This window comes from Streptomyces sp. NPDC033131, from assembly GCF_055578365.1.
This window is the reverse complement of the sequence record NZ_JBVIPA010000019.1, coordinates 39,569-57,313: the sequence shown is the minus strand read 5'-3', so window position 1 is coordinate 57,313 and position 17,745 is coordinate 39,569. Positions and strand designations below refer to the sequence as shown.

Here is a 17,745-nt window from a genome sequence, read left to right as displayed (position 1 = left end):
TGCGGAACTCCGGCTGCGGCGTCTTCCGCGAAGAACGGCGCGCGGTCCCGGCAGACGCCTCGACACCGGGCCCCTGCGCGAGCCAGGCGGCCAGCCGGCCAGGCTCGATGCTTCCCGATGAGAGAGGAGACCGAAGGAACGGCGGTTTTCGACGTCCACCAGGACGGTGCCGTAGTGGCGGCCCTTGCGGGTGGCGTACCACCACCTGCGCCGGTTCGGCATGCAGTCCCTGACCGTCGGATCAGACCTGTGCCAGGCCGCCGTCCACGAACAGTTCGACGCCGGTGACGAAGCTGGAGTCGTCGCTGGACAGGAAGACCGCGGCCTTTCCCATCTCACGCGGGTCCGCGATCCGTCCGGTGGGGTTGCCCTCGCCGAGCGAGGCGATGAGCGCGTCCACGCCGTCCACGCCGTCCACGCCCCGCGCCATCTCGGCCGCGCTGCGCAGCGAGGCCGTGTCGACGGCTCCCGGGCTCAGAACGTTGATGCGGATGCCCGATCCCTTGACGTCCTGGATCCAGGCCCGGACGAAATTGCGTACGGCAGCTTTCGAACCGCCGTACAGGCTCATCCCCTGCGGGGGCTGGACAGAGGCCGTGGATCCGATGACCACGACGGTTCCGCCCGGGCGCATCAGCGGCAGCGCGGGCTGCACGGTGAACAGGACGCCCTTCGCGTTGACGCCGAACGTCCGGTCGAACTGCTCCTCGGTGATGGTGCCGAGGGCTCCGTGGTCACCGATGCCGGCATTGGCGACGACCGCGTCGAGACGTCCGTGGCGTGCCACGACCTCTGCGTAGACCGCCTCCATGTCAGAGCTGCGGGTGACGTCGGCAACGATCCCCGTGCAGTGGGGACCCACCGTTGCGACGGCGTCGTCCACGTGGTCCTGCCGAAGATCCGTGATGACGACGTGGGCGCCGTGGTCCACGAACTCCTGGGCGATGCCCAGGCCGACGCCTGACGCGCCACCGGTGACGACGGCGACTTTTCCTTCGAGTGACAGATTCATGCTGTTCTCCTGTGTGTGCGGTTCCGCAGATGACGCGGGAGCCCGCGGGCAGCGCGGGACACGGCGGGACAAGGCCGTTCCGCTGGAAGATGGGATGGGCCGAGAGGTGCCCTAGAATGAAGTGGAGGCGCCCCCACTTCTTGGACTCTAAGTGGAGGCACCCCCACTTAGCAAGTCGGTTCGACAGGAGACCCGCATCATGGCCAGACAGACAGGTGGTCCGTTGCGCGCCGACGCCCAGCGGAACCGGGACAGGATCCTCTCGGCCGCGGTGCGGGTGTTCGCCGAGGAAGGGCTCGACGCGCACCTGGAGCGCATCGCCAAGGAGGCCGGGGTCGGCTCGGCCACCCTCTACCGGAACTTCCCGACCCGGGAGATCCTGATCGAGGCCGCCTACCGCAACGAGCTGGCCAAGCTCTGCGACTCCGCGCCCCAGCTGCTCGCCACGATGGAGCCGCGCGACGCCCTGCGCGCCTGGATGGGCCGCTTCATCGACTACGCGACCGCCAAACTGGGCATGGCCGAGGCCCTGAGGGCCCTGGTCGCGTCCGGCGTCAACCCGTACGCGCAGAGCCACGAGATGATGCTGTCCGCCCTCGACTCCCTGCTGTCGTCCGGCGCCGGCGCCGGGACCATCCGCTCGGACATCACCGCAGCGGACATGTTCGCCGCCCTCACGGGCATTGCCCTCGCGTCCGGCAAGCCCGATCAGCGGGAGCAGGCGGAGCGTCTCCTCGACCTCACCCTGGACGGGCTCAGCGCCGGTCGGCGTCAGGGTCCGCCGGCCGCCGAGTGCGGGTGACGCCGTGTCACATGGTGGGCGGCCCCGGCGCCGGGTCCCTCGACCGGACGAACTGGCTGGGGGTTTCGCCGTACTGCTTCTTGAAGGCACGAACGAAGTGACTGCTGTCGGCGAACCGCCAGCGGGCGGCGAGTTCCGAAATGCTCGGTCGGCCGAACGGTGACGTGAGCGGTGACGCGAGCTCAAGGCGGGCCTGTTCCAGCCGCCTGCGCCGGATGTACGCGCTCACCGACTCCTCGGCCGCGGCGAACGCCCGGTGCAACGTCCGTACGGAGACGTTGAGTTCGCGGGCCAGGACCGAGGGGGAGAGCTCAGGATCCGTCAGGCGGCTGTCCACGATGTCCTTCGCCGCTTCGGCCAGCGCCGGGGCCAGCCAGGGCTCGTGGTCGTCGAACCCCTGCGTCAGCACTCCCTTGATCAGTTCGATCAGAGAGTTGCGGGCGGCTTGTACACCGGCGGGCGTGAGGTCGTTCAGCGTCGCGTCGATCAACTTGGCGTAGCCCATGAGCAGACGTACCTCGGTCGAGTCGGCCGGTCCCACGACCGGCCGGTCGCCGATCAGCGGCCTGAGCTGTGCGGCGGGCAGGATCAGCACCTTCGCTGTCGTGCGCGGTTCTATCTCGAACCGCACCGGCGGACCGTTGTGCCGCGCGATGAACTGCCCGGCCGGGACGGCGACCTCGCCGCGGTCGCGCGGTCGGACGAAGCGCCATTCGCCACGCCGCATCACATGCACGAGGACCCGGTCGTCGAGGTGGTGACCGGCGCCCTTGGTGCCGCCGGCCAACGACTCACCGTAGAGGTCCGCGATCACCGCGTCGTGCATCTTGGAGGCGCGGACAGTGACCCGGAAGTCACCGGAGCCGAGCGGTTCGAGGGATGGCAGGGGAAGCGCCTCTCCGACCTGCCCCTCCCACTCGCGTCGGAAGACGTCGAAGCCGTCCCGCGCGGTGCTCGGAGCTGTGACGTCCACGAAGAAATTCCTGCCCGGCCCGCCGGCCCTCGGCGCGGTGCTTCCCGTGGTGCTCATGACCAATGCTCCAACTCGACAACGGCTCGCAGGGCATACGCGCCCCGCTTCATCTTTCACCATGCGCACGTCCATGGCACTGACGTTCTGTCGGAGTGACGCTGCGGTACAAGCGTGCGCCGTAACGATCTCTCTAAGGTGAGCTGTGGGGCCTGTACCGCAGAGCACGGAGGCCGGGTTGCGCCTCCTCTGCAGCGGAATCACGGCAACTCAGGTCCGGCGCCGTGCCGCTCAAGGAGCCGCCGCGTCGCCGGACGTGCGGACCTCCCGCCCTCGCCTTCCACGGGCTCCGCCCCGTTCTGAATCCTGAGAGGTTACTGGCTGTCATGACTGACACGACCGACATGACGCGTGGCACTGAAGCCGTGCCGAGCGATCCCGCAGCGGACGCTGCCGCCGTTTTCGACCTTCTGGGCGGCCTCGTCGTCGCCCAGATCCTGCGGGCCTTGGCCGCCCTGCGCATACCCGACCATCTCGCCGACGGAGCCATGACGGCCGAAGAGTTGGCCGAGCGCGAGGGCAGTCATCCGCGGGCCACGTACCGGCTGATGCGCGCGGCCGCGTCGTCGGGCCTGCTGAGCTACGAAGGGCGTCATCGTTTCGCTCTCACCGGGCGCGGCCGGCTGTTGCGTTCAGGTGTGCCCGGCTCCTTGCGCTCGTTGGTGATGACCCAGACGGGACACTCGCACTGGCAGTCCTGGGCCCACTTCCCCGAGGCGGTGCGGCAGGGGACCGCTCAGACCAGGAAGGCGCTGGGGTCGGACATTTTCGAGTACTTCGCGCAACCGGAGAACGCTGACGAAGCCGCGCTCTTCGCTCAGGCGATGGGAGACCTGTCCGGCCTGGTCACGCAGGGCGCCGTGGGCGCGGTCTCCACCGTCGGTGTATCCACCGTTGTCGACGTCGGCGGTTCGAACGGTGACTTCGTCCTGGCGCTGATGGAGGCCGACTCCCAGCTGAGCGGACAGGTTCTCGACCTGCCTCACGCCGTCGAGGGTGCACGCGGCGAGGCCGGGAAGCGTGGTCTGTCCGACCGCTTCTCCGCGGTGGCGGGCGACTTCTTCGCGGAGGTTCCTCCGGCGGACCTCTACCTCCTGAAGACGATCCTGCACGACTGGGACGACACCCAGTGCGCCGTGATCCTCCGGAATTGCCGCTCAGCCGTGAACGAGGGGGGACGGGTACTGGTCGTGGAGACGGTCATCGGCGAGATCGGTAAGCCCGACTTCGCCACCCGGGCGGACATGACCATGCTCACCATGACCAACGGTATGGAACGCGATCTGGACGAATTCGACGCCCTCTTCGCGGCCTCGGGATGGCGCCGCTCGCGGATGTACCCCGTGGGTGGCGGTTACTTCGGTATGGAGCTCGTCGCCGTCTGACGCTTGCGCGGGGGTGGGGCTCCCAGTGGTCACGGGGCGGATCTACTTCGCGAACCGCATCGGCCGCGTCCTGGCCCTGGACCTGAGCACCGGCAGGGAACTCTGGCGGACCTCCGCCGTCGACTTCCTCGGGGACGCGTCCCAGGACTGAGCGCCGAGAGTGGCGCTCGTCAGGGACGAGATCGTGGCGATGGCCGGCAACACGCTCTCCTCCGTCGGTCCGGACGGCCCCACGGCACAGGCCACCGGCTGACGGCCATGGCCGTGCGTCGGCAGAGGTCTCGCATGCCGAGCCACCTCAGCCGGGCTGCCCTCCCACCCACTGGGAGCCTCTTGGTGGCGGCGGGAGGGACCGTAAAGATCCTTTATGGAGCACCTTCATGAGCGAGGCGGCTGCCCGACCGGACAGCCGCCTCGCTCTGCATCCCTGCGCCCGGTCAGCTGCGGATGATGTTCTGGGCCTGCGGGCCCTTCTGTCCCTGACCGATGTCGAAGGTGACGTGCTCGCCCTCGGTCAGCTCGCGGTATCCGCTGCCTTTGATCTCGGAGTAGTGCGCGAAGACGTCCGGGCCTCCGCCGTCCTGCTCGATGAAGCCGAAGCCCTTTTCGGCGTTGAACCACTTCACGGTGCCGCTGGCCATACTGGTCGATCCTTCGTTCATGCCCAAGGAACAGCCCTTCATCCGGGCATGCTCCGGCTCACCACAATCGGAGGAGCCAACAACCGTTCTACCCCGGAACACGGCTCTCACCCGGCTGGCGACACAGGCTGCGCGCATCGAAGCTCACCGGGCAACGGCGCCTTCACGTCTGCTGGCACACGACCCGGCATCCCCGTTTCTGGAGCGAGTGATCATGCGGCCGTTGGTCCCACGAGTTCGGACAGGACGTCTTCCATGGTGACGATGCCGATCACCGTTCCCTTGTCGCCGGTGACGGCGGCGAGGTGGGTGCCACCCGCCCGCATTGCGGTGAGGGCGTCGTCGAGCGGGGTGTCGATCTGCACGCGGGTCACGGGGTGCAGGGCGGAGCGGGGGAAGGGCTTGTGCCGTTCGGACATGCCGATGGCGTCCTTGATGTGCAGGTAGCCCATGATCGTGTCGCCGGGGCCCAGGACGGGCATTCGGGAGTAGCCGGCGCCTGTGGCCGCCTTCTCGAGCTGGGCGGGGGTGACGCGGTGGTCGACCGTGCTCATCCGGGCCAGGGGCACCAGGACCTCGCCGACCGGGCGGGTGCCGAGCTCCAGGGCGTCGCGCAGCCGTTCGCCGTCGGCGGGATCGAGGAGGCCGGCCTGGCTGGAGTCGGCCACGAGGCGGGCGAGTTCGTCGTCGGTGTAGACGGCGGCGACTTCGTCCTTGGGCTCGACTTTGAGCAGGCGCAGCACGGTGTTGGCGAAGGCGTTGATGCCGAAGATGACGGGCTTGAGCGCACGGGTGAGGGCGACCAGCGGCGGGCCGAGGAACAGCGCGGTGGGCACCGGGGCGGCCAGGGCGATGTTCTTGGGGACCATCTCGCCGAAAAGCATGTGCAGATACGTCGCGAGCGCGAGGGCGATGACGAAGGCGATCGGGTGGATGAGCCCCTCGGGCACACCGATGGCGTGGAACGGGGGTTCCAGCAGGTGGGCGATGGCCGGCTCGGCGACGGCGCCCAGGACGAGGGAGGAGACGGTGATGCCGAGCTGGGCGGTGGCCATCATCGCCGACAGGTGCTCCACTCCCCACAGGGTGGTCCTGGCGCGCTTGTTGCCGGCCTGGGCCTGGGGCTCGATCTGGCTGCGGCGTACCGAGATCAGGGCGAACTCGGCGCCGACGAAGAAGGCGTTGGTGAGCAGGGTCAGGGCGCCGATGAGCAGCTGGACGGTGGTCATCGGACGGTCTCCTGCTCGGCACGGTCCGCAGCGGGGGCGGTGAGGGTGAGGCGGTCGGCACGGTGATGGTCGACATCGACAACGGTGATGTCCCACCCATCGAGGTGCACGGTGTCTCCAGGCTTGGGGATGCGTTCGAGGAGGGTGGCGGTCAGGCCGGCGAGGGTTTCGTAGGGGCCGTCCGCGGCGCTCAGGCCGATCTCGGCGAGCTGGTCGGTGCGGATACTGCCCTCGGCCTGCCAGATGCGGCGCCCGTCTTCGGTTGCGGGGCGTGGCAGCAGGTCAGGGCGCTCAAGGGGGTCGTGTTCGTCGCGGACCTCGCCGACGACCTCCTCGATGATGTCCTCGACGGTGGCGACACCGGCCGTGCCGCCGTATTCGTCGATGACCACAGCCATGGTGCGCTCCGTGCGCATCCGGGCCAGCAGGGTGTCTACGGGCAGGCTGTCGGGCACCAGCAGCGGCGGCGTCATCAGGTCGGTCACCGGCGTGCCGGGGCGCCTGTCCTCGTCCAGGGCGAGGATGTCGCGGATGTGGACGGTGCCGATGATCTCGTCCAGGCTGTCGCGGTAGACGGGGAAACGGGACAGGCCGGTGGCGTGCGTGACGTCGACGGCGTCCGCGGCGCTGGCGTGGGCTTCGAGGGCCTTGACGTCCACCCGCGGGGTCATCACGTTCTCGGCCGTCAGCTCCCCCAGATGCAGGGTGCGCACGAACAGCTCGGCGGAGTCCTTTTCCAGCGCGCCCTGGGCGGCGGAGTGCCGAGCCAGCGCCACCAGCTCCTCCGGGCTGCGGGCGTGGGCGAGTTCTTCGGCCGGCTCCAGGCCGAAGCGGCGCACGAAACGGTTGGCGGTGTTGTTCAGGTGCTCGATGAAGGGTCCGAAGGCGGCGGTGAAGCCGCGCTGCGGGGTGGCGACGACCTTGGCCACGGCCAGTGGCCGGGCGATCGCCCAGTTCTTCGGTACCAGCTCACCGACGACCATCAACACCACAGTGGAGACAGCGACACCGAGGATGGTGGCGATCGTGGAAGCCGCGCCCGCCAGGCCGATCGCGGTCAGCGGGCCGCGCAGCAGCGCGGCCAGGGACGGCTCGGCAATCATGCCGATCACCAGCGAGGTCACGGTGATACCCAGCTGGGCGCCTGACAGCTGGAAGGTGAGGCGGCGTACGGCCTTCAGCGCGCCGTCGGCGCCGCGCTCACCCGCCTCAGCCGCACGCTCGAGATCAGCGCGCTCGACCGTGGTCAGGGAGAACTCGGCCGCGACGAACACCGCGCACGCGAGAGTCAGAGCCAGAGCAAGCAGGAGCAGCAGGAACTCGGTCACCGTGCCACCCCCGATTCCCTGCTGGCTGTCGGGCGGGGTATGGCACGGCTCGTACTGGGAGGTTCACCCATTGCGGGTCCGCTGCTCCTTCATCACTCAACCGCCCCCGGCACGGGTGCGGAACGTCTTCGTCAGGGAAGGAAGTCTCCCCCACTCAATAGTAAAGGAACAGTAAAGCCACTTCTCGCATTTCGTGGATGCGGGCGCTCGGCTTGTTCAGACCGAAGATCGGGACGGTCTTGCCCCGCTGGGTGTACGTGGTCTCGATCGCATCCAGTGCGGCGCCGAAAAGGCGTCCCAGATGTGGGCGGCGCTCAGATCGATGACGACCTCGTCGGGGTCGGGGCGTAGTTGAACTGGCCGACTGACACCCTCACCATCACCGCGACCAGGGCGGCCATCGCCGCACGTGGCCGCAGCCCGCCTGACGTACTACTTCTGCACTTGGCCCGCGACCTCTGGGACGCCCGCCTCCGCGTACACGCGGCGCACCGCCTCCAGGTCGACCGGCCGCTCGTAGTAGTCCTCCGCCCACTCCCGGAACGCCTCCGGAGTGCCCTCGAGGAGGAGGTCGAGGAGCCACTCCGCGCCGTCCACGTCGTCCTCCTCCTCGTCGGGGAACGCGATGTCACCGGTGTGCCAGTGCGTGTCGCCAGTCTCGCGCCAGATGCAGGCCGTGACGCGCGGCAGGCCGTCGTCGGTGAACGCGGGCTCGTCGACGTACGCGCGGAAGACCTCGGGCACCGAGTCGAGGACGCCGGGCCAGGCCTGCTCCTCGTCGTTCCCGTACGGGCTCATCGGCGACTCATGGCTGAACACCCGTATGTAGACACCGGCCGGCGCGAAGACGACCGTGCAGTCGTCCCCCGACCCGGTGTCCACGGACAGCGCCTCCTCGGACTCGCCCCAGTTCGCTGCGTACACGTGATACGCGTACTCACCGCTGGGGTTGACCATCGCCTCCGCCGCCGCGAGGGCACGGCACAGGGAGCGCAGGGTCGGGATGTCGGGTAGCCGGCGGGCGGCGTCTGGAGCGGTCATGCACCGATTGCACCAGACGCCACTGACAACGCCCGCCCGTACGCCCGTCAGCCCCTGCCGCGCCGGCCCCAGCGCGAGCACTTGCCGACGGTGCTCGTCTTCTCCGGGCCCGGCACCGCGAACGGAGCGAACGTCTGGGCGGCGACACCGTCCTCGGGCGGGGTGTCCGTCGACTTCCCGACACCCCTGAGCCTGGCCCGCCATGGGCCGTCCGCCCTCTCCAGCTCGACAATCACCGGACGCTCGGGCAGCGGGTGAGTCTCCCGGCGGGCGCCGACCTTGTTGACGAAGTTCTCGTGGCGCGGGAGCGTCGCGTGGTCGGCGTGGCCCTCGAGCTCGTACCGGTGGGCGATGAGGTTGTCGTCGCCCTTGTAGCGGATGGCGATGTCCGCCGGGCCCGCGGTGTCAGCAGGACGTCCGGGCCGCGCCACTCCAGCCACTCTCCGGTCAGCCGGTGGGCCGCGGCGAGCGGCAGCGCCGTCACCTGCCAGCGCCCCTCGGCCTGGAGCCGCAGGCGCAGCGGGCCGCCTTGCGGGACCGTGGTGAGCAGCCTGCCCTGGAAGTTGACCTCGGCGCTGTTGACGAGGGAGGAGCCCTCCTTGTTGCGCCGGTCGAGGGGCGTCAGACACGTCCACGCCTCGCCAAGCACGAACAGCTCGACGACGACCGGACCCGGCGGGAGGCCGTCCACCTGGATGACGTCGTTGTCGCGGCCGGTGAGCGTGCGCGGCTCGAAGACGGGGCCGAACACCCAGTCCTGCGGCGCCGGTTGAGGCTGCGGGGGTGCAGCCGCCGTGCCCGGCACCGCCACGGTCGGTGCCGGTACCTGGGCCTGTGCCTTTGCCGGAATGGGTGTCGGAATCGGTGCGGCCGCAGGCGCCCCCGCCGGCGGCGCGAACGGCACGCGCACCGGCGCCGCCCCCGACACCGGCATCACCCCCCACACCGTGATCCGGCGCCAGCGCCTCGAGCCCGACCGCATACCCCTGGCCCACCGCCCGGAACTTCCAGCCGCCCGCCCGCCGGTACAACTCCGCGAGCACCAGAGCCGTCTCGTCCCCGCCTCCGCCACCTCGTACCGGGCGACCGACGTCCCGTCCGGCGCGTACGCCTCCGCCGACGGAACCCCCGTCTCCCGCACCGTTCCACCGCGCGTGGACCCGGCGACGAGCACCCGCTCGACGTCCGCCTCCACCTCGCCGAGCCCCGCCTCCAGCCATGTGGTGCCGTCCGCGCCCCCCGCCAGGCGCACCGCGCCCGACGGATGTGCCGACGCGCCGTCGGTCACGACGTCCTGGTCCCCCCGGACCCGGCCGTCCGCCGCCAGCAGCAGCGCCGTCGCCCGCAGTTCGCCACGCACCGCGATGCGCAACGGCACTGCCGGAAGGAATGTGTTGGCCCCCTTGACCAGATCCCTCACGGAAATGCCCCCTCCGTCATCACCGTCGCATTCCATACGGCGACGTGTCGTCACCTCCGCGGAGCGGAAACATCTCACCGGATTCGTGGCCGTCGCCGAAGAGTTGCACTTCGGGCGGGCCGCCGAGCGCCTGTACATCGCGCAGTCGCCGCTCAGTCATCAAGCGGGCCTGCACCACTCGACGACGCAGGCCTCATCGATGTCTCCCGCGTCGTCCGCAACTCCGTGCACGCACGCTCCAAAGGGGCGAACACACAGGTCCGAGCCCCGAGGACCGGAGCAAGCCGGGTACCAAGATGCACATCCTGTCAGACGCGAACGGACTGCCCCTGGTCGTCGGCCGCAACCACGACTTACCGCGGCCCACACCCCGGATCACCGCACCAGCGTGCGCTCGTCGGCCTGGTGCACGGACAGCGCGCGATTGACGGTCTGCTGGGTTGGTGTGAGGTGAAGCGAATGTCGTCAGTCGCCGCCGCGGTCCTCACCACCCGCAGCCCGGCACACCGCACAAAGGCTGCACCAGAACACGTTGGTTACCCAATGAGAATTTCGAGTCAAAATGTGCTTGATGTCGCCATACATCCCGTTTAGTGTCCCCCGGGAAGAGAATTGGTGCGGATGCGAGTCACGTGACTGTCGACCCCGGAAGCGAGGTGTGGAAACGAGTGCACGCCGGATGTGGCTTCCGGCCGGATCCCAGGCTCCGGTCGGCTGAGGAAAGAGCGCGGCTCACAAGGTCTCGGCGGTTGCGGGCGTTCGCCGTACTGCCGATGCTCGCGTCGGTACTCTCCGGCTGCGGTGGTGACGATGCGCAGGATGGCCGGATCACCCTGAACTGGTACAACTTCCCCGACGACTCCGGTGCACTTCAGCAGGCCGCCGACAAGTGCAGTCAGGCGTCCGGCGGTCGCTACAGGATCATTTACAACAAGCTTCCGCGCGCCGCCGACGGGCAGCGAGAGCAACTGGTGCGCAGACTCGCGGCCGAGGACACCTCGGTCGACATCATGGGTCTGGACGTCACGTGGGCCGCGGAGTTCGCGGAGGCCCGCTGGATCCGCGAGTGGACCGGGCAGGTGAAGCAGCAGGCGACCGAGGGCACGCTGCGCGTACCACTGCAGACCGCCACCTGGAAGGACAAGCTGTACGCCGTCCCGTACAACACCAACACGCAACTCCTGTGGTACCGCAAGGACCTGGTGCCGACCCCGCCCAGAACCTGGGCCGAGATGCTGGACATGGCCCGCGACCTTGCTCAGCAGGACAGACCGCACTTGGTGGAGATTCAGGGCGCTCAGTACGAGGGTCTCACCGTCTGGTTCAACAGCGTGGTCAACAGCGCGGGCGGCTCCATCCTCAACGCCGGCGCCACCGAGCCCTCTCTCGGTCCACCCGCCGTGCGAGCCGCCCAGATCATGCGCGATCTCGCGAAGTCCCCGGCCGCGGACCCGTCCCTTCCCAACCAGATGGAAGATCAGAACCGCCTTGCCATGGAGTCCGGGGTGGCGGCGTTCGAGATCAACTATCCGTTCGTCTATCCGTCGATGAAGGCGAACAACCCGAAGCTGTTCAAGAACTTCCGCTGGGCGCCCTACCCGCGGGTCGACGCCGACCGTCCGTCACGCCCCACCATCGGCGGTATCGACCTGGCCGTGAGCGCGTACTCGCGCAACTCCGGGCCGGCCTTCGAGGCTGCGCTGTGTCTGCGCAACCGGGAGAACCAGCTCACGGCTGCGCTCAAGGGCGGTCTGCCGCCCACGATGCGCAGTCTGTACGACGAGCCGTCGTTCATCAGGGACTACCCGTTCGCCAAGGATGTGCTGGCGGCTCTGGAGTCGGCGAGCGTGCGCCCGATCACCCCGGCGTACCAGAACGTGTCGATCGCGGTTTCCCACACGCTGTCTCCACCGGCCGCGATCAGTCCGCAGAGCTCGGTCGACACCATCAGAGAACAGATCGACCAGGCTCTTGAGTCCGAGGGTGTGATTCCGTGACCCACCTGCCCCGCTGTCCCGCCCGTCTGTGCTCAAGCGCGCGGGCCTGTTCCCCCGGCGGCCCGCAATGAGCATGCAGGCGAAACCGGCCGGGACCCCGCAGCCCTTCGATGCGGGGCAGTTGCGGAGGGACCAGGCGGCACTGTCCGCCGGTGCCCGGCAGGAGCGGCGGCTCGGCTGGCTGCTGTGCGCTCCGGCGGTCACCGTCATGGTGGCCGTGACCGCGTACCCCATCGGGTACGCCATCTTCCTGTCGCTCCAGCGATACGACCTGCGCTTCCCCGCTCAGGCGAAGTTCGTGGGCTTCAGCAACTACGGAGCGGTACTGTCGTCCCCCTTCTGGTGGGACGCCTTCTGGGTGACGCTGTTCATCACCGCGGTGTCCGTAGCCATCGAACTGGTCCTGGGCATGGGGCTCGCGCTGGTCATGCACCGTACGATCTTCGGCCGCGGCACCGTACGCACGTCGGTCCTCGTCCCCTACGGGATCGTCACGGTCGTCGCGGCGTTCTCCTGGCAGTACGCCTGGACGCCGGAGCTCGGATACCTCGCCGAGCTGCTGCCGAGCGGTGAGGCTCCGCTGACCGAGCAGTGGCCGGCCCTGTGGCTGATCATCCTCGCAGAGGTGTGGAAGACCACCCCGTTCATGGCCCTGCTACTCCTCGCCGGCCTGGCTCTGGTCCCCGAGGAAACCCTGAAGGCCTCCATGGTGGACGGGGCCAATGCCTGGCAGCGCTTCACCAAGGTCGTACTGCCGCTGATGAAGCCGGCGATCCTGGTGGCACTGCTGTTCCGCACCCTCGACGCGTTCCGGATCTTCGACAACATCTTCATCCTGACCTCGGGAGCCCAGGGGACAGGCTCCCTGTCGATCCTCGGCTACCACAACCTGTTCACGGCCCTGAACCTGGGCATCGGGTCGGCGATCTCCGTGCTGATCTTCATCTGCGTCGGGATCATCGCCTTCGCCTTCATCAAGCTGTTCGGGGCGGCCGCACCCGGCGCGGAGGTGAAGCGCTGATGACTGCTGTGGGCAAGGCACACGCCACCCGTTGGGCAGTGGTGAACGTGGTGGTAGTGCTCTACGCACTGTTCCCGGTGTGGTGGATCGCCGCGCTGTCGTTCAAGGACCCGAGCACGCTGACGGACGGCAACTACATCCCCAGGAAGTGGACCTGGGAGAACTACCAGGGCATCTTCGAGACGTCCGAGTTCACCCGCTCCCTCATCAATTCCATCGGCATCGCGCTGATCGCCACGGCCATCGCGGTGGTACTGGGCACCATGGCCGCCTACGCCGTGGCCAGACTGCGATTCCCCGGCAAGCAGGTGCTCATCGGCATGTCACTGCTGATCGCCATGTTTCCCCCGATCTCGCTGGTGTCACCGCTGTTCAACATCGAGCGGATCCTCGGCATCTTCGACACGTGGATCGGGCTGATCATCCCGTACATGACGTTCTCCCTGCCTCTGGCGATCTACACGCTGTCGGCGTTCTTCCGGGAGATTCCCTGGGATCTCGAGAAGGCGGCCAAGGTGGACGGCGCCTCGCCCGCGCAGGCATTCCGACTGGTCATCGTGCCGCTGGCGGCGCCGGGCGTGTTCACCACGGCTATCCTGGTCTTCATCTTCTGCTGGAACGACTTCCTGTTCGCGATCTCGCTGACCTCCACGGAGAGCGCACGCACCGTGCCGGCCGCGATCGCATTCTTCACCGGCAGCTCGCAATTCCAGCAGCCCACCGGATCGATCGCCGCGGCGGCCGTGGTGATCACCATTCCGATCATCATCTTCGTCCTGCTCTTCCAGCGGCGCATCGTCGCCGGACTCACCTCCGGAGCGGTCAAGGGCTGACCGGCCACCGTCGCCGGCCGGCCGCCGGTCCGCAGCCACCCGATCCGGGACACCCCAGAGCCGGATGGCAAGAAGGCAAGGAGACACCACCCATGGCCGAGATCATCCTCGAGGGAGTCACCAAGCGTTTTCCCGACGGAGCCCTCGCCGTGAAGGACGTGGATCTCGACATCGCCGACGGCGAGTTCGTGATCCTCGTCGGTCCGTCCGGATGCGGCAAATCCACCACCCTGAACATGATCGCGGGTCTGGAAGACATCACCGAGGGCACGTTGCGCATCGGCGACAAGATCGTCAACGATCTCACGCCCAAAGATCGCGACATCGCGATGGTGTTCCAGAGCTACGCCCTGTACCCGCATATGAGCGTCCGGGAGAACATGGGTTTCCCCCTGCGCCTGGCCAAGGTCGACAAGGCCACCGTGAACGAGAAGGTCGAGCAGGCCGCCCGGGTCCTCGACCTGACCGAGCACCTGGACAGGAAGCCCGCCAACCTGTCAGGCGGCCAGCGCCAGCGGGTGGCCATGGGACGGGCAATCGTCCGCGATCCCAAGGCCTTCCTGATGGACGAGCCGTTGTCCAACCTGGACGCCAAACTCCGCGTACAGATGCGCACCCAGATCTCCCGGCTGCAACGGCGCCTGGGCACGACAACCGTGTACGTCACACACGACCAGACCGAGGCCATGACGCTCGGCGACCGCGTCGTCGTCATGCGACAGGGCCTCGTCCAACAGGTCGGCACACCCGCACAGCTCTACGACCACCCACGCAATCTCTTCGTCGCGGGCTTCATCGGCTCCCCTGCGATGAACTTCCTGACGGCCACCCTGGAGGACAACACTCTCCGCTCCCCCGTGGGCCGTCTGCCCCTGGACGACCGTACGCGTCAGGCACTGGAGCGGCAGAACGCACCGCGCGATGTCATCGTCGGCCTCCGTCCGGAGGCCTTCGAGGATGCGGCACTGGCACAAGAACGGGGCCGCCCTCGCTTCACCGTCACCGTGGACGTTCTCGAGTCGCTGGGCTCCGACGTGTTCGTCTACTTCACCGCGGAGGGCGCGGCCGCGAAGACGTCCGAACTCGAGGAACTCGCTGCGGACGCGGGCCTGCGTGACACCGGCTCGAACACTCCGCAAGTCGTGGCCCGCCTGGACGCAGCTACTCGCGCCCGCGAAGGAGAGTCCGTTGACCTACAGGTCGACGTGGGCAAGGCCCATGTGTTCGATCCGGCGAACGGCGCAAACCTCACTCACCCGGAAAGTGCCGCTTAGGGCCTGCAGATCATTGATTCGCGGCTTTCCGTTCAGTGGTTCGCTGGTCTGGAATGAGCGGATCGGTTGGGCAACGGGCCGTGTGGGCAGCCAAGTTCGAGGCGATTCTGCCGCACCTCGACGAGCGGCAGCGTCGCCTGGCTGACTCCGGCCATGGCCCCGCTGGGACGTTTCCACCAGCCCGGCGCCGGTCGGCAAACGCGTCGCCGACCGGAACCCGGCCGTTCGGGAGCACTCCTCGCCTACGAGACGCCGCTCGACGCCTCGGCCAGCAGCGGCGCTCGAGGCGCCAGGCCGCCAGGGCCGGCTCGACCAGTTCCAACGGGAGCCCGCTGAGACGGCGCCGGCCTGGAGACGCTGGGCAGGAAGGGGTGGACGGTCGGCCACGACGCCCGGTCACTGGTCCGGCAAGAGGAGCCAGGCTTCGGAGAAGGCGAGGCCGTGCTCGTGGGTCACCGCCCCGCACGGGCAGCCCAGCCACATCAGGCGCCAGTCGCAGATCACAGTCCACGGGCCGGCCTTACCCCCGCACGTCGGGCAGCCGACGGTTTCGGCCGTCCACACGCCGAAAGCGGGTCTGCCGTAACGACGGAAGCGGCCCGCGTAGCGGACCTGCCAGGGCTCGACCGGGGGTGTAAGCGAGACGGTCCCGGGCGGGCTCGCCGAGGCCAGCACGGCGAACAGTGCGTTCAGATCGGGGAGCAGGGCCTCGCCCGCCGCAGTCGGTGGCACGGCCAGGCCGTCTGCCGTCCCCGCCGGGGTCCCGTATCTCGGGGCCGCCGCTGCGCTCGGAGGGTTCGGGCTGGCGTGCCAAGGCAGGAAGGCACGGGCGACGGAGGCCAGGAGGGCGGCCGCGGGCGGGCTGACGGCGCCTGCGTCGAGGTGGTGAAGGGTGGTGCGCAGGAGGCGTTGGAGTCGCCGGTCCCGGTCCGTGGCCAGCGTCCGTGCGGGCGCTGCCCGCCGGGCCGGCAGCGGGGCCGCGAGGCGGGCCAGAACGGCCGCTGCTGCTTCGGAGTCCGCCGCGGCAGGGCGCCACTCCCCCTCGGCCAGGAGCTGCCGTGCCCGCCCGGCCTCACGGGTCAGGGCGCGCGTCTGCAGCGGCCGCGGCCCGAGGCCTGCCCCGTGAGTCTCGTGCCTGCTCGTCATGGCACCTCCCTCCCTGCCCTCGTTCCTGCGTCTGTCGCGTCGTACCGGCGCACCCACTGTGTGCACCTGGCGGGCATCCCATCACACGAGCGGATCCGATCCGGAGACGCTGGGGTTCGCGTCAGGCTGCGTGGCCCTCTGTGATGCTCGGACTGGCCAATTCAGACCGCCACGGCTGCCGCGGCCGCGGTCAGGATGCGGTGCAGGACGGGGACCGGGATCGCCGGATTGGTGACCGCCGCGCTTGCCGTGTCGCGGTCGTGCAGCACCCCGGCAAGGACGCGGGCCGGCAGCCGTGGATTGCGCATCGCGGCCCCGCGGACGTGGCCCGCCGGGTCGTTCAGCATCTGCACCGCGTCGGCCGGTGACAGCCGGACGTCCTCGGCCGCGCGACGGCGCACCTCGGGCTTCTGGGTCGCGGGCGAGACGTGCGACGTCGGCAGGCGTGGACTCTGGATCGTTCAGGTTCAAGCGGCGCATCCGCGCGCTGGGGTCGTCGGCGTAGCGCAGCAGGCCCGTATGGGGGAAGTTGGGGTGGCTGCGGGGGCGGTCGGGGTGAGCGAAGCTGCCGTCCCACCAGCGCCAGACCTCCAGCAGCATGTCGGCCGGCGCGTCGTCGCACGATTCGGCGAGGAACAGGCGGACCGTCCGGTCCTCGTCCCGCGCCAGACGCTCCACGACGTCCGGTGGGAGATGCCGGGCACGGGCCACACTTCGGCGGATGAGCGGATGGGACGAAACGGCGAGGCGGCGCATCGCGTCGGCATCACCGTGCAGGCCCTTGACCCAGGGCACGGTGTGCGACATCGACGTCGGGTCGAAGTCGTAGCGCACCGCAGCACGCTGCTCCTCGCTGAGGTCGGACCGCAGTGCCACCGCCGAGCGGATGTCGTCGTATGGGTCCTCCGCCAGGACGGCGACGCTGTGTGCACTGAGCCGCGGGTTGGCAGCCAGCGCCCGGCGCACCTCCGCGTCCCCGTCCCTGACCAGCTCCGCCTCCAGCTCGGGCGAGAGACGGCACTGTTCGAGCGCGCGCCGGGGCGGGGGCAGCGCGGCGAAGACCTCGCGAGGCATGGGGACGCCGGTGTGGTGGGCGAGCAGCGCCGCCGTACGCACCGCGTCGTCGGTGTCGACCAGCAGTCGCTCCCGCAGCGGCGCGGCGAGGTCTTCCCACCGGGCGCAGGAAGTCGCCCGCACCCGGGGATCGGCGTCGGCCGCGAGGTTGGGGAGGTGGTGTGCGGGGAGTGCCGGAAGTTCCGCGGCCTGAGCGCGGGACGGGCCCGTGAGGAGGTCGTCGTACAGGTCCCCCGGAAGTTCGACGCCCCAGGCGCAGGCACGCTCGGCCCAGAGCACGCGCCGGCTCGGCGACGGTTCTGCGCGGACCAGGCGTACCCACTGTTCGGACGTGAGCTTGGGCCGGAAGGTGTCCGCGGGCCTCGAGCGCACCTGCGGATCGGGATGCGCCACGGCGGCGTCGAGTACGGCGGGCCGGTCGCAGCCGTGCAGGAAGCCCACCTCCACATGCGTCGGTGCCCGGCCGGCCGGCATGACCTGTGACTGCCTGCCTATGCGCCGACCTGCAGGCC

16 protein-coding genes and 5 pseudogenes are annotated in these 17,745 nt (G+C 69.2%); 10 read left to right on the top strand and 11 right to left on the bottom strand.

From position 1 onward, the window contains the following. Positions 1-241 precede the first annotated feature (241 nt). Positions 242-1,012, bottom strand: coding sequence for an SDR family NAD(P)-dependent oxidoreductase (locus ACZ5XS_RS24005; RefSeq protein WP_468654436.1), 771 nt, complete (start codon positions 1,010-1,012; stop codon positions 242-244). Positions 1,013-1,211: 199 nt separating this feature from the next. Here ACZ5XS_RS24005 and ACZ5XS_RS24000 point away from each other — a divergent pair, with 199 nt between their 5' ends. Then, positions 1,212-1,814 carry a TetR/AcrR family transcriptional regulator gene (locus ACZ5XS_RS24000; RefSeq protein WP_468654434.1) on the top strand — a complete coding sequence of 201 codons (603 nt, stop codon included), beginning with the start codon at positions 1,212-1,214 and terminating at the stop codon, positions 1,812-1,814. Between the two features lie 7 nt (positions 1,815-1,821). Here ACZ5XS_RS24000 and ACZ5XS_RS23995 read toward each other — a convergent pair whose 3' ends face one another. Beyond that, positions 1,822-2,844 (bottom strand): helix-turn-helix domain-containing protein, encoded by a 1,023-nt coding sequence (locus ACZ5XS_RS23995; RefSeq protein ID WP_468654432.1) that lies wholly within the window; start codon positions 2,842-2,844, stop codon positions 1,822-1,824. Between the two features lie 326 nt (positions 2,845-3,170). Between ACZ5XS_RS23995 and ACZ5XS_RS23990 the strand changes: the two genes are divergently transcribed. Together ACZ5XS_RS23990 and ACZ5XS_RS23985 are read left to right on the top strand one after the other, a co-directional pair. Further along, positions 3,171-4,229 carry a methyltransferase gene (locus tag ACZ5XS_RS23990; RefSeq protein WP_468654430.1) on the top strand — a complete coding sequence of 353 codons (1,059 nt, stop codon included), beginning with the start codon at positions 3,171-3,173 and terminating at the stop codon, positions 4,227-4,229. Between the two features lie 13 nt (positions 4,230-4,242). Continuing rightward, positions 4,243-4,380, top strand: a complete 138-nt coding sequence (locus tag ACZ5XS_RS23985; RefSeq protein WP_468654428.1) for a hypothetical protein — start codon at positions 4,243-4,245, stop codon at positions 4,378-4,380. A gap of 286 nt (positions 4,381-4,666) precedes the next feature. On the opposite strand, the gene ACZ5XS_RS23980 is transcribed toward ACZ5XS_RS23985, so the two are convergent. From ACZ5XS_RS23980 to ACZ5XS_RS23950, 7 genes and pseudogenes are all read right to left on the bottom strand, one after another. Next, positions 4,667-4,870 (bottom strand): cold-shock protein, encoded by a 204-nt coding sequence (locus ACZ5XS_RS23980; RefSeq protein WP_383995209.1) that lies wholly within the window; start codon positions 4,868-4,870, stop codon positions 4,667-4,669. 212 nt (positions 4,871-5,082) lie between these two features. After that, positions 5,083-6,099, bottom strand: coding sequence for a hemolysin family protein (locus ACZ5XS_RS23975; protein ID WP_468654426.1), 1,017 nt, complete (start codon positions 6,097-6,099; stop codon positions 5,083-5,085). Beyond that, the gene (locus tag ACZ5XS_RS23970) at positions 6,096-7,427 is read right to left on the bottom strand and encodes a hemolysin family protein (RefSeq protein ID WP_468654424.1); all 1,332 of its coding nucleotides are present in this window, start codon (positions 7,425-7,427) and stop codon (positions 6,096-6,098) included. The genes ACZ5XS_RS23975 and ACZ5XS_RS23970 overlap by 4 nt, the downstream gene beginning before the upstream one ends. 154 nt (positions 7,428-7,581) lie before the next feature. Continuing rightward, a pseudogene (locus tag ACZ5XS_RS23965) lies at positions 7,582-7,792 on the bottom strand (hypothetical protein); the annotation flags it as partial. A gap of 67 nt (positions 7,793-7,859) precedes the next feature. Then, a complete protein-coding gene (locus tag ACZ5XS_RS23960) occupies positions 7,860-8,468 on the bottom strand; it encodes a hypothetical protein (protein ID WP_468654422.1) in 609 nt (202 codons plus the stop codon). A gap of 47 nt (positions 8,469-8,515) precedes the next feature. Further along, positions 8,516-8,704, bottom strand: coding sequence for a hypothetical protein (locus ACZ5XS_RS23955; protein ID WP_468654618.1), 189 nt, complete (start codon positions 8,702-8,704; stop codon positions 8,516-8,518). A 765-nt stretch (positions 8,705-9,469) separates the two neighbouring features. Then, positions 9,470-9,688 (bottom strand): annotated as a pseudogene (locus ACZ5XS_RS23950) (hypothetical protein); the annotation flags it as partial. A 204-nt stretch (positions 9,689-9,892) separates the two neighbouring features. Between ACZ5XS_RS23950 and ACZ5XS_RS23945 the strand changes: the two are divergent. The 7 genes and pseudogenes from ACZ5XS_RS23945 to ACZ5XS_RS23915 form a co-directional block, all read left to right on the top strand. Beyond that, a pseudogene (locus ACZ5XS_RS23945) lies at positions 9,893-10,051 on the top strand (LysR family transcriptional regulator); the annotation flags it as partial. Further along, positions 9,979-10,229, top strand: a pseudogene (locus ACZ5XS_RS23940) (IS5/IS1182 family transposase); the annotation flags it as partial. The pseudogenes ACZ5XS_RS23945 and ACZ5XS_RS23940, both read left to right, overlap by 73 nt. Positions 10,230-10,661: 432 nt before the next feature. Further along, on the top strand, positions 10,662-11,885 hold the full coding sequence (locus tag ACZ5XS_RS23935) for an ABC transporter substrate-binding protein (RefSeq protein WP_468654420.1): 1,224 nt from the start codon (positions 10,662-10,664) through the stop codon (positions 11,883-11,885). A 67-nt stretch (positions 11,886-11,952) separates the two neighbouring features. Further along, entirely contained in the window at positions 11,953-12,906 is a 954-nt protein-coding gene (locus tag ACZ5XS_RS23930) for a carbohydrate ABC transporter permease (protein WP_468654418.1), read from the top strand. Beyond that, entirely contained in the window at positions 12,906-13,739 is an 834-nt protein-coding gene (locus ACZ5XS_RS23925) for a carbohydrate ABC transporter permease (RefSeq protein WP_468654416.1), read from the top strand. The genes ACZ5XS_RS23930 and ACZ5XS_RS23925 overlap by 1 nt, the downstream gene beginning before the upstream one ends. A 92-nt stretch (positions 13,740-13,831) precedes the next feature. After that, positions 13,832-15,013 carry an ABC transporter ATP-binding protein gene (locus ACZ5XS_RS23920; RefSeq protein ID WP_468654414.1) on the top strand — a complete coding sequence of 394 codons (1,182 nt, stop codon included), beginning with the start codon at positions 13,832-13,834 and terminating at the stop codon, positions 15,011-15,013. A gap of 53 nt (positions 15,014-15,066) precedes the next feature. Further along, positions 15,067-15,245, top strand: a pseudogene (locus tag ACZ5XS_RS23915) (ISAzo13 family transposase); the annotation flags it as partial. A 164-nt stretch (positions 15,246-15,409) separates the two neighbouring features. Here the strand turns inward: ACZ5XS_RS23915 and ACZ5XS_RS23910 are convergent. Further along, positions 15,410-16,159, bottom strand: coding sequence for a hypothetical protein (locus ACZ5XS_RS23910; RefSeq protein ID WP_468654412.1), 750 nt, complete (start codon positions 16,157-16,159; stop codon positions 15,410-15,412). 81 nt (positions 16,160-16,240) lie between these two features. Then, positions 16,241-17,707 carry a PE-PGRS family protein gene (locus tag ACZ5XS_RS23905; protein ID WP_468654410.1) on the bottom strand — a complete coding sequence of 489 codons (1,467 nt, stop codon included), beginning with the start codon at positions 17,705-17,707 and terminating at the stop codon, positions 16,241-16,243. Positions 17,708-17,745 lie beyond the last annotated feature (38 nt).